This is a genomic window from Streptomyces sp. NPDC002853 (genome assembly GCF_053591915.1).
Map to the genome: position 1 here is coordinate 690,642 of NZ_JBSFUS010000002.1, position 11,011 is coordinate 701,652.

The 11,011-nt window shown below is 70.6% G+C and carries 8 protein-coding genes; 3 read left to right on the forward strand and 5 right to left on the reverse strand.

Features of this window, described 5'->3' with window-relative positions:
* Positions 1-182: 182 nt before the first annotated feature.
* Positions 183-812: an eCIS core domain-containing protein gene (locus ACWD02_RS07815; protein WP_451205817.1), complete on the forward strand. Its 630-nt coding sequence runs from the start codon at positions 183-185 to the stop codon at positions 810-812.
* A gap of 78 nt (positions 813-890) precedes the next feature.
* Here the strand turns inward: ACWD02_RS07815 and ACWD02_RS07820 are convergent, their stop codons facing one another.
* Complete coding sequence (locus ACWD02_RS07820; RefSeq protein WP_451205820.1) at positions 891-3,260, reverse strand: hypothetical protein; 2,370 nt, start codon at positions 3,258-3,260, stop codon at positions 891-893.
* Between the two features lie 389 nt (positions 3,261-3,649).
* On the opposite strand from ACWD02_RS07820, the gene ACWD02_RS07825 reads away from it, so the two are divergent.
* Positions 3,650-5,050: a hydrolase gene (locus ACWD02_RS07825; protein ID WP_451205823.1), complete on the forward strand. Its 1,401-nt coding sequence runs from the start codon at positions 3,650-3,652 to the stop codon at positions 5,048-5,050.
* Between the two features lie 3 nt (positions 5,051-5,053).
* Here the strand turns inward: ACWD02_RS07825 and ACWD02_RS07830 are convergent, their stop codons facing one another.
* The 4 genes from ACWD02_RS07830 to ACWD02_RS07845 form a co-directional block, all read right to left on the reverse strand.
* Positions 5,054-7,102, reverse strand: a complete 2,049-nt coding sequence (locus tag ACWD02_RS07830; RefSeq protein WP_451205884.1) for an ATP-binding protein — start codon at positions 7,100-7,102, stop codon at positions 5,054-5,056.
* A gap of 44 nt (positions 7,103-7,146) precedes the next feature.
* Positions 7,147-7,824 carry a DUF4255 domain-containing protein gene (locus ACWD02_RS07835; RefSeq protein WP_451205825.1) on the reverse strand — a complete coding sequence of 226 codons (678 nt, stop codon included), beginning with the start codon at positions 7,822-7,824 and terminating at the stop codon, positions 7,147-7,149.
* A 218-nt stretch (positions 7,825-8,042) separates the two neighbouring features.
* Positions 8,043-8,708: a helix-turn-helix transcriptional regulator gene (locus ACWD02_RS07840; RefSeq protein ID WP_451205828.1), complete on the reverse strand. Its 666-nt coding sequence runs from the start codon at positions 8,706-8,708 to the stop codon at positions 8,043-8,045.
* Between the two features lie 120 nt (positions 8,709-8,828).
* Positions 8,829-9,575 (reverse strand): FG-GAP repeat domain-containing protein, encoded by a 747-nt coding sequence (locus ACWD02_RS07845; protein WP_451205831.1) that lies wholly within the window; start codon positions 9,573-9,575, stop codon positions 8,829-8,831.
* A 563-nt stretch (positions 9,576-10,138) separates the two neighbouring features.
* On the opposite strand from ACWD02_RS07845, the gene ACWD02_RS07850 reads away from it, so the two are divergent.
* Positions 10,139-10,642, forward strand: coding sequence for a metallophosphoesterase family protein (locus ACWD02_RS07850; RefSeq protein ID WP_451205834.1), 504 nt, complete (start codon positions 10,139-10,141; stop codon positions 10,640-10,642).
* Positions 10,643-11,011: the final 369 nt, after the last annotated feature.

Here is an 11,011-nt window from a genome sequence, read left to right on the forward strand (position 1 = left end):
TCAGCCTCGTCGGTGCGGGCCTGCACCGGAACGTCCCCGGGTGCCGGATACCGGGCAACGTCATTGCCCTGAAGGGCAGTTCACGGATCGTGCCCGTGAGGCTGCCCCCACGGCCCTTCCCGGGAATACGCGGGACGGGCAAGGCTGGCGAGTCAGCTCTGCCTCGCGCCGAAGGGAACGTCGTGCACGCACACGGAAAACAGCCCCAACAGGCCACCGATCAGCGCGCGTCCGACCAGGTCAACAAGCCACGAACCACAGCCGAGCGGATGTTGGCACTGCAGGGTCTGGCCGGGAACCTGGCGGTCTCGCGCGCCTTGGCGGAAGAGGAACACGCCCACGGCCCCGGTTGCGGGCACGCCGGGACGTCCGCCACGGAGGCGGCCGTGCAGCGGCAGGCGACCCTGGCGGACGCGCTCGCCGAGCCCAGCCGTCCGCTGGAGTCACGGATCCGGGACAAGGCCGAGCGCGTGTACCCGATGAAGTTCGGCCATGTGCAGTGGCACGACGGGCCGGTGGCGCAGCGGGCGGCACGGGAGTTCGGCGCCCACGCCCTCACCGTCGGACCGCACATCCTGGCCGCGGAGCCGAACCTGAGCGACGAGATCAAGCTCCACGAGGTCGACCACACCTACCAGAACGCGATGGGGGACGTGGCCGGGACCGCCGACCGCGCGGGCACGAAGGTCTCGAGCCCCGGCGACCCGTACGAGCTCAAGGCCGCCTCGAACGGCAAGAAGGTCGCCCAGGGCGGGGCACCCGACCTGTCGTTGCCGGGACGGCCGGCGCCCGTGGAGCGGGACGACGCCTGAGCGGACCGGCGCCCTGGCGGTGACGCACCGCCCGGGACGCCGTCCGGCAGGAGCAGCATCTGGCGCCTGCCCGATCGGTCAGTACGATCCGCCGGCGCCGCTCATCTGGACGTCGTCATCGCCGCTCATCTGCATCCGGACCATGCGGCCCCCGGCGAAGATGTAGTGATGGCCCGTCTCGTCCTCGATGTAGTACGGCTGTGAGTACGCATCGACGTAGGTCGTGAAGCCCGGGATCTCCTGCGCCGTCACCGGCATCTCCGTGGCGGCGGAACTGCTCTCGCCCCCGTAGTGGGCGGAAGCGCCCCCCGAGTAGTCCGCCACGGCGGGCGCGGCATGGGGCGTGGTCGCCCACGTCATGGTCGATGACTCGGCAGCCGCGGGATAGGCCGGAGCCTCGTCCATCTCGACGTCCTGGGCAGGCTCGGACGCGGAGGGCGCCGCCGGCTGCTTTCCCTGTTTCTTGATGTTGTTGTTGATGATCTTCCGGAGTTTGTCGCCGTTGGCACCGGTGTGCAGGTACTGGGACATCTCCGGCACGCTGTAGTTCTTGTCCACGCGGAGTTTGATGAGCGTCTTGAGCAGAGCGCCGGGCAACCCCTTGGTGGGCATCTCACCGGAATCTCTGCCGTCGTGGATCTTCTCCCACTTCTTGGCCCAGTCCCGGTCCTTGCCTCCGAGGCCGCGGACAGCCGCCTTGAGGGCGTCCTTGCCGGCCCTGTCGAGCGGGGCTCCCTTGGTGAACTGCTTGTCGGGCGCGGCCTTCTTCGTCCGTCCCTGCCCCTCGTGCTTGTTGGATTTCTCCGGAGTGTGGGTCCAGTGGCCACTCTTCTCGTACTGGGTGAGGTAGCTGCCGAACCTGTTCGCGGACATGTCGACGGCGCCTGAGATGTGCTCGAGGGTCATCGTTCCGCGCCGGTAGTGGCCGTAGGCGATCTCGATCGCCTGCTGTCGGCTCTCGTTGGTGGCGGGCGCGCCGCCCGCGCCGTTCCACAGGCCGTGGAGCTGCTGGGCCTGCTCCTCGGTGAGCACCTCGTTCTTGCGGCGCGGAGCCGTGTGCTTCTCCTTGCCCTTGCCGAGACCCACGTGCGCGGATTCCGCCTGCCACGTCGCCTCCAGGGGGCGTGCGACGCGCGTATAGGTGCCCTCGTCGTCCATCTCGGCGTCACTGGCGACCGGCGTCACGTCGGCCTGGCGCGACGCGTACTTGCCGGGAACCTTGAGGGCGCGGCCACCGCGGCGGTGCACGGCCTCATCCGGAGCGGCCTCGTGAATCAGGGCCGGGGTGCTCGTGACGTCGTCCTGGACCATCTGCCTGATGTTCTCCAGGTAGTGCTCGTCCATGATGTGCCGCTGGTGGTCGACGAGGGAGTCCACGGAGCCCTGGAAGTAATGCCCGTAGTTCTCGTCGAAGCTCAGGTTCTGGAAGCCCATCCGCTCCCGGTAGTACTTCAGCGCCGCGGCGCAGCCCATGCAGGGGCGGTACTTGCCCATGATGGCGAGGGGTTTGTTCTCGACATGGCGAGGTTTGACACGCGCGTGGCTCAGCGCAAGGAGCAGCTTCTGTTCCGCGTGGACGGACCCTTCTTTCTTCATCTCCCCCTTGTGCTTGCCGCTCTTCTTGGCTCTGGGGTCCAGTTCCGCGAAGCGGACCAGGAATACCCGGCCCTCGTACTTGCTGCTGGTGAGCATGGCGTGCAGGTCGGGGTCCTCGATGTTCACGACGATGACCGGCGCGCTGACCTTCGCCTGGAGCGCCAGGGCGGTGGCGTCCGGCCCCCGCCCCTGCTCCCCCGCGCCGCGCTGTCCGCTGAAGACCGCGTCGTTCTTGCGGTGGAAGCTCGCCAGTTTCTCCTGAAGGTTCTCCGCCTCATAGCCGTGCAGTCCCCGCGTGCGCCCTTCGTCGCTCTGCCGGTACGTCAGCAGTTGCTGCAGCGTGGGGTCCTGTTTGAAGTCCCGCTTCCCCCGGCGTACGAGGGTGTCGACCGACGAGTTGAAGTTCGAGGCGAACACCAGCCGATCGTTGATCAGCATGCCTTGGACCTCACGGTTGTTGGCATCCTCCGCGGCGGCTTCCGGTTCCTCCGCCTTCGACACCTCCTGGGCGCCCTTCATGCTGTCGAAGAGCAGGGCGCTAGTCTCCGACAGGGTTTCCTCGGCTTCCTCGCCCGGTTTGAAGCGGGGAAAGCGCATCCAGAACTCGTCGTGCGCGCGGCCCTGGCGCCGGGCGCCGTAGTTCACCATCGGCGGCGCGTCCACCAGCTCCGCGATGCCGTCCTTGGTCTGCTGGGGAGTCAGGGGTGCGAGCGCATCCGCGCCTGCGCCGTCATGCCCGCCTGCCTCCATGCGCTGCACGGAGTACGCGGCGGACGCGGGGTTCGCGCCGAGCGCCTGGCTGACGGCCGCATTGCCCACCGAGTCCTGCATGGACTGCACGGTCGTCGGCATGGCCTGCAGCGAGGCCGGAGTGAATGCCCCGGCCACCGACGGCACAGGGGCCGGGGACCGGCCCGGCCGTCGCTCCCCGTGGGCTGCCCCTGAGTCATTCCCGTCGTGCCCGCGTGAGCCGACCTGCCGCTGCCGCATGAACGCCTCCTACGTCGGCCGGAGTCGCCGTCATGATCCCGTGGCCGCCGCGTGCGGCGCATGGCCGTACGGGCGGCTTCGCGGGCAGAGACAAGTGCCCCCAAGGACACGCCCGTTCAGTACGGCTGCGGACGCCCGGAGCCGGGCGGCCGGTCGGTGTCACGGCGACGGCCCCGATGCTGCCCTTCCAGGCAACCAGGTCTGCCCGGCGGCCTCCTGACGTTCTGCGCGGGCTCTCCTAGCGTCGAGGCGTGAGCCTATGGACTTCCCTGGAACCCGCCTCCGCGACCGTCGATCCCGGCAGCAGCACCACGGTGCGGCTGAAGGTGCGCAACACCGGTGACATCGTCGACGAGTACCGCTTCGAACCCGTCGGTGCCCTCGCGCCCTGGACCACGGTGGAGCCGCCGTCGCTGCGCCTCTACCCGGGCACGACCGGCACGGTGGCCCTGACGTTCGCGCCGCCGCGCACGCCGGACGCCACCGCAGGACCCAATCCGTACGCGGTGCGGATCACGCCGACCGAACACCCGGACGCCGTCACCGTCCCCGAGGGCAACCTCACCATCACGCCCTTCACCGAGATACGCGCCGAATTGGTGCCGCCGACGGTCAAGGGGCGCTTTCGGGGACGGCCGCGCCTGGCGGTCGACAACCTCGGCAACACCAAGGTCACCGCCTCGCTCAGTGGCAGCGACACCGGCGACCGGATCTCCTACGACCTGCAGCCCAGCAACATCCAGATCGAGCCGGGCCGGGCCGCGTTCGTGAGGACGACACTGCGGCCCCGCCAGATCACCTGGTTCGGGTCCAAGCAGGAGCAGCCCTACACCCTGGCCGTACGGCGCTCGGGTACCGAGCCGATGGACGTGGACGGCACCTTCGTGCAGCGCGGGATCCTGCCGGGCTGGCTCGCCACCACCTTCGGGCTGCTCCTCGCGGTGGCGATCGCCTTCGTGGTGATTTGGCTGACGTACAACCCGCAGGTCAAGAGCGTCGCGCGGGAGAAGCCGGTGGAGGCAGGCAAGATCGCGCCGTCCAGTCCGCCCCCGCCCATCAGCAGCGCACCGCCCCAGCCCGAGGACAAGCCGAAGGAATCAGAGGAAAAGCCCGGCGGTGGCGGCGCGGACAAGCCCGGGGGCGGCGGTGGAGGCGGCGGGGACGAGCCGCCCAAGAAGCCCAAGAAGGAGACCGCGGCCGACGCGGTGCGCAAGCTCGCCGAGCGCAGCGAGGGCCGCCACATCTGCTACCGCGCCTTCGTGGCGGGCGAGGGCTGGCAGGACCCCGTGTGCGACGGGGCCGAGGCCGGCACGGTCGGCAAGAACACGCCCATCAAGGCCCTGAACATCGCGGTGGTCAACACCAACGGCGTCCGCGGCACCGGCGCCTGGGTGGGCGAAGGATGGCGCAAGGAGATCCCGTGGTCGGAGGAGGAGGACGGAAAGAACCTGTACTTCGGCAGTTCGAAGAGCGCCGACCCCGCACTGGAGGGCTACACCTTCATGGTCGTCGACGGCTCTGTGTGCAGTGACGCCCGGGTGAAGAACGAGCAGTGGATGGGCGAGGTGTGCACCGACCCCGGCGGCTGGAAGTACCACGGGAGCCCGATCGAGCAGTACAAGTCGCTCGAGGCGGTCCGCTTCACCGTGTGACGGTCACCAGTTCGCTTCGCCCGGGACGAGCCGGCCCGCCTTGCGGTACTCGCGGCGGGCGCCCTCCAGGAGGTCGCCCGCACCGACCGATTCGTCCCGGCCGGCCGCGAGGTAGGCGGCGGTGACCACCGCACTGCGGATGGAGCCGCCGGCCAGCTCGAACTCCCGTGCCAGCACGTCGAGCTCGACTCCCTCGGCGTGGGGGACATGCTTCAGGCCGTGCCGCCACAGCGCCAGGCGCTGCCCCGCGTCCGGGAAGGGGAAGTCGACGACCAGGTCGAGCCGGCGGGTGAACGCGTCGTCGATGTTGGCGCGCAGGTTGGTGGTCAGCAGCGCGATGCCGTCGAAGGACTCCAGGCGCTGCAGCAGGTAGGCGCTCTCCATGTTGGCGTACCGGTCGTGGGAGTCCTTGACCTCGGAGCGCTTGCCGAAGACGGCGTCGGCCTCGTCGAAGAGGAGCACGGCATCCGTGCGGTCGGCCTCCGTGAAGATCCGTTCGAGGTTCTTCTCGGTCTCACCGACGTACTTGTCCACGATCGAGGAGAGCTGGACCACGTAGAGGTCCACCCCCAGGTCGGCGGCGACCACCTCGGCGGACAGCGTCTTGCCGGTGCCGGACTCCCCCGCGAACAGTCCGAGGACCCCTCGCCCTCGGCCGCCGCCCGCGCTGAGCCGCCAGTCGCCCAGCACTCGGTCGCGGTGGCGGGCGCGCAGGGCGAGTTCCTGGAGCTGCGTGAGGGGCGCGCGGGGCAGGACCAGGTCCTGCCACGTCACGGCGGGCCGGATCCGGCGGGCGTGCTGTTCGAGGCCGGAGGCCGACTGCTGCCGCGCGGCGAGCCGGACATGGGCGGCGGTGAGCGGGGTCCCGTCGAAGTCGGCGAGCGCGGCGGCGGCCAGAGCGGCGCGCCCGATGCGCTCACCGCCGAGCCGGTACGGGGCCACGGTGCCGGCCAGGTCGAAGGTGTCGGCGGCCGGACCCAGCGCGGTCCGCCATGCCGCCGCGCCCCCTGCCGAAAGGCGCGGCGCGTGCAGCACCAGCGGATCGTGCGCGGACCACTGCGGGTCGTACGGGCGGGGGTCGGCGAGGAGCACGGTCACGTCCGTGGCGGAGGCCAACGCGGCCACCATCGGGCCCGGTTGGTCGGGCAGGCCGGACACGACGACGGCGCGGCCGCTGAGGCGTGCCTCGCGCAGCAGCTCGGGCAGGTGGTCCGCGGGGCCGGAGAAGCGCAGTGCGTCGACGCCCGCCGCGTGCAGGGCGGAGGCGAGGACGGGCAGGGCGTCACCCTCGCGGCGTTCTTGCAGATAGGCGGTGCAGGGCCCCGCGCCGAGCCGGGCGGCAAACTGCCGGACGAAGCCCTCGTCGTGCGCGAGGCCGGGCTGCGGGGCGGGCATCGGGCGCAGCAGGGGCAGCAGCGCGGCATCGGGGGTGGGGTCACCCAGCAGGTGGGCGGTGAGCCGGTCGGGCACGCGCAAGGAGCGGGTGAGCAGGGGCCGTTCGGTGTCCTCGACCGTCAGCAGCCTCAGGGCGCGCAGCGGCGCCGAAAGGTGGAAGCGCGAGCGGGCTTCCGGCCGGTGCGCGGGTATCCCGCAGAGCTCCAGGGCGAGTCCCACCGTGGCGCGGCGGCGGCTCACGTCGTCGTTCAGGTAGCCGTACAGCGGCTCGAACGTGCGGTCCAGGTCGGGGGCGAGGGCAATCAGCAGGACGGCCGCGTCCAGCTCGGTCAGGCGCAACCGGGCGGCGGTGCGGGCCAGCCGGTCGTCCAGGTGGCCGGGGTCGTCGTGGCCACCGGAGCCTGCGGGGTCGTCGGCTCCTTGCGGCCAGGGGGCCGGCGACCCCGGCGCCCTGAGGTCGGCCTCCGGCACCGCGCGGGGCCAGTCGTGCAGCAGATGACGCACGGCCCCCTCGGGCAGGTACAGGCCGCGCAGCGGATCGGCCGCGGTGGGGTCCTGGGCGGAGCGGGACTCGACGAGGGCGGTCACCATCTGCCGTAGCCCGCCCAGCCGTTCGAGGAGAAAGGGGGCAGGCCCGGCGGCGCCGGCTTCCGGCATGCGGGCGCCTGCGGGGATGTGCTCTTCTTCCAGAAAAGACGTGCTCATGGTTGCTCCGTGCGGCGGGCCGCCGCCTCCTCGTGGGTGGTACGGGCGGCCGCCACCTGGCGGGGCCGGTGGGAGCGGTCCGCCGACCGGGGCGGTCCGCCGTCGGCGGCGCGCAGCCGGACCGTCGCACCCTCGGTGACCGGCGGTCCCGCGTCGTAGTCGGGGTACGCGGGGAACGGCACGGTCACCGTGAGATCGAGGGAGGGCTTGAGTTCGCCGCCGAGGGCGGACCAGATGTCGGCGAGGGATCTGGCCTCGGACTGGCTGCCGGAGACCGTCACCGGAATCGAAAGGCCGAGGCGTCCGAGGGCCTCCGGCAGCGCCTCGGCGGACAGCAGTTCGTGCGGCAGCAGGGTCGCCAGCACGGCCGACAGCAGCCGGTGTTCGTCCTGCGGCGTCTTCGTCCAGGCCGTCACCAGGTAAGAGAGCCGGAACCAGCGCGGGGGACGGCGCCGCCGCACGACGATGTCACGTTCGTCGCGCAGTCCGCTGTGGCCGCGCTGGCGCAGGGACACGTCCTCCCGGATGTCGTACAAGTAGGCGTTGACCACCGGGGCGTTGCGCCGGGCCGCCCAGTCGCGCGTGGGCACGTCGAAGGACACGTCGATGTCGGCCCCGGACAGCGCCCCGCCGCCAATGAGGCCCTTGAGCACCTCGTCCACCTCATGGATCACCCTTGCGCTCCCACCTGCCGTTCGCTCCCCCACCGGCCGTTCGCTTTTGCGCCGGCCGCTGACAGCCCTGCCACCGAGCGTGCTCCCAGTACCTGCCCTGGGGGCAGGTACGTCAGGGATGACGGCGGGGCAGGGCTTGCTGCCTCAAAGGGCCGCACGGAAGGCCCTTGCGGTCAGGTCAGCCGGATGACTCGAACGGGTCGGATGCGCCAGAGGGCTCAGATGTAGCCTTCCCGCAGGGCGTAGGCCACCACGTGCGCCCGGTTGCGCAGGTTCAGGCGGGTGGTCAGACCGTGCATGACGTTCTTGACGGTCCGTTCGGAGTACGACAGCTTCATGGCGATCTCCGAGGTGTCGAAGCCCTCCGCCACCAGCGCCACCACATCCACCTCGCGCTTGGTGAAGCTCAGGAAGGACCCCGGCAGATCGGTCCCGCCCCGGCGCAATCGCCCGACCCGGCCCATGAGTTGGCCCAACAGGTCCGCCGGCAGGTCGCCCCCGCCCCTGGCGGTGGTCAGCACCGCCTGGACCAGACGCTCGGCGGTTGCTTCGTGGCGCCAGACGATGGCGCCCACACCACACTCGATGACCTCCAGGAGCTCCTGCTCCCGGACCGTGCCCGCGACGAGCACGGCACGTGCCCCCTCGGCGCGCACGGCCCGCCTCAGCCGGGTCAGCGCGGCCTCGTCGAGGGTGTCCTCGATGAGCAACGCCACGGCGGCGGAGCCGGAGTCGGCTTCCAGTTCGACCTCCGGGTGGCGGCGCAGCTGGCTGAGGACCCCCTCTCGGCTGATCGGGTCGGGGGTGCTGACGGCGACCCGCACCCGGTTGGTCGTCGGTAAGGCGGAGGGAGCGGCCGGGGAGGCCGGGGACGAGCTGGACACGCGGACTTCCTTACTTGTGGGACTACGGCGGCGGAGGTCTCCGACAGATTCCTCGGAGAGGCCCGAGAGGCCCGGGCGCCGCCGGTGCGCGAAAGGCGGGCGGGCGGCGTCCGGTCGGGGTCAGGAGCAGGACGTGTAGAAGTGCTTCCAACCGTCGGTGGGCATGGCCGGAGGTTCGGCCGGCGTCCCGGTCTCGCCGTACTTCTGCTGCAGCTCGTAGTCGTAGGCGCCGGGGCCGCCGCCCGGCTTCGTCAGGCGGATGGAGCGCTCCCACACGCCGTCGCCCGCGTTGTTGAGGACCGCGAGGTCCGGGTAGGCATCGCCGCCGTAGTCGGCGACGCGGAGCTGCTTGGCCTCGCCCTGCGTGCCTATGTCGGAGCGCTTGGGGGCGGCGGAGCCCAGGTTCGACCGCTTGAGCGGGCCGGGCCGGAATTCGGCGACGCGTGCCGGGTTGGGGTCGTCCACACCGGAGGGCGTGACGAGGTTGACGACCATGTCCAGGGTGCCGTCGTTCTGGAAGTCGGCGACCGCGGCGGTGGCGACTTCGCCCGTCTTCGCGCCGAGCAGCTTGCTGACGTTCTGCTTGCTGCCGAAGGAGCCGTCCGCGGCTCCCCACTGGACCGTCATCTTGGTACCGGTGTGCCCGGGATTGATGATCTTGTCGGGGCGGCCGTCGCCGTCGAGGTCACCGAGCAGCGTCGTGGTGCCGGACAGGCACGGGAGGGTCGCCTGGGCGGCCTGCCCGGACCGTGCCGTGCTGCCCCCTTCCGGCGACCCGGCCGCGCTTGCCTGGTATCCGGCAGCGGTCAGGGTCAGGGCCACCGCCGCGGCCGGGACGGCGATCAGGTGTAAGCGCTTGCGAAGCATCTGCGAACTCCTCATGTCATTGCTGCTGGACGTGCTCGAGGACCGTGCTCGGCGCCCGCACCTCATGCGGGTGATCGCGAGGAGATCGCGATGTGGGGCGCCGGGAGATCTCCCGGGTGAGCGCGGCTCGAGCTTGCTGGATGATCCATCCGGAGCGCCACGAATTCCGGGCAGTCAGGGATGCTGGAACGAGGAATGACCCTCTGACCAGCTAGAACACTAGCCGCCTGGAACGCTGGGGTGGAACGCGCCCGGCTCATCGCCGCGTGCTGACGATGCGCCGGACGCCGGCGAAGGGCTGCCCTGCCCCGCGACGTCATCGCCCTGGCAGGCCGTGAGCGAGAACCTCGCGGCCGTGGTGTCGGAGCGCATGGCGATCCCCCCGGCAGTAGTGGATGTTGATCTCTCCTAGGAACAACACCCACTCTGATCGGGGCCACTAACGCAGGGCTCCCTTCGCACTAACATCCGCCTAACGCGGGTGAAAGCAGCACACCAGCGGGCCGGCCGGTGCCCGGCGAGGCCGCGGCCCGCGAGGTCACCAACTGGCCTACGCTGGCCCCATGCGGCTGCTGCTGACCTCTGACACGCATGTGCCGACGCGGGCAAAGGTCCTGCCTGACGCACTCTTGTCGGGCATCGACGAGGCCGACGCGGTGATCCACGCCGGGGACTGGATGGATGAGGCCACGCTCGATCTGTTCGAGTCCAGGTCGCGTCAACTGATCGGTGTGTTCGGCAACAACGACGGTCCCCCACTGCGCCGGCGTATCCCCGAGGTGGCCCGCGCGGAGCTGGGCGGCGTGCGGTTCGGTGTCGTACACGAGACCGGGCCGGCCACCGGACGTGAGCGCCGGTGCGCCGAACGGTTCCCGGACCTGGACGTGCTCGTCTTCGGCCACAGCCACATTCCCTGGGATTCCATGGCCCCGGGGGGCCTTCGCCTGCTCAACCCCGGTTCACCCACCGACCGCAGACGCCAGCCGCACTGCACGTTCCTCACCCTGACCGTCTTTGACGGCGCGTTGCACGACGTGACGCTGCATCGGCTTCCGCCGAGACGCTGAGCAGGACATTCAGGAAGACGCCGACTCCGGCATTTCGCCCCCGCTCTGGTCACCGGCCTGACCTGGGGGTGCGAGACCCGTGCCGGACGCGTAACAGTCTCAGAGGGGTCTTGGGCGGGCCCCTGACGGGGCTCTTCCACCCTCGTGGCAGGCTTCCCTCACATTTTGCGTACCCTCGCACGGCGACTCCTGCACCCGGAGAACCAGGTGAGGGTGTGCGACCCATTACCCTTTGCAGTGTCCACGGCGTCAAATGGCGGGCGCCGAACTTTGGAGGAAATACTTCATGCTGATCGCTCAGCGTCCCTCGTTGACCGAAGAGGTCGTCGACGAATTCCGCTCCCGGTTCGTGATCGAGCCGCTGGAGCC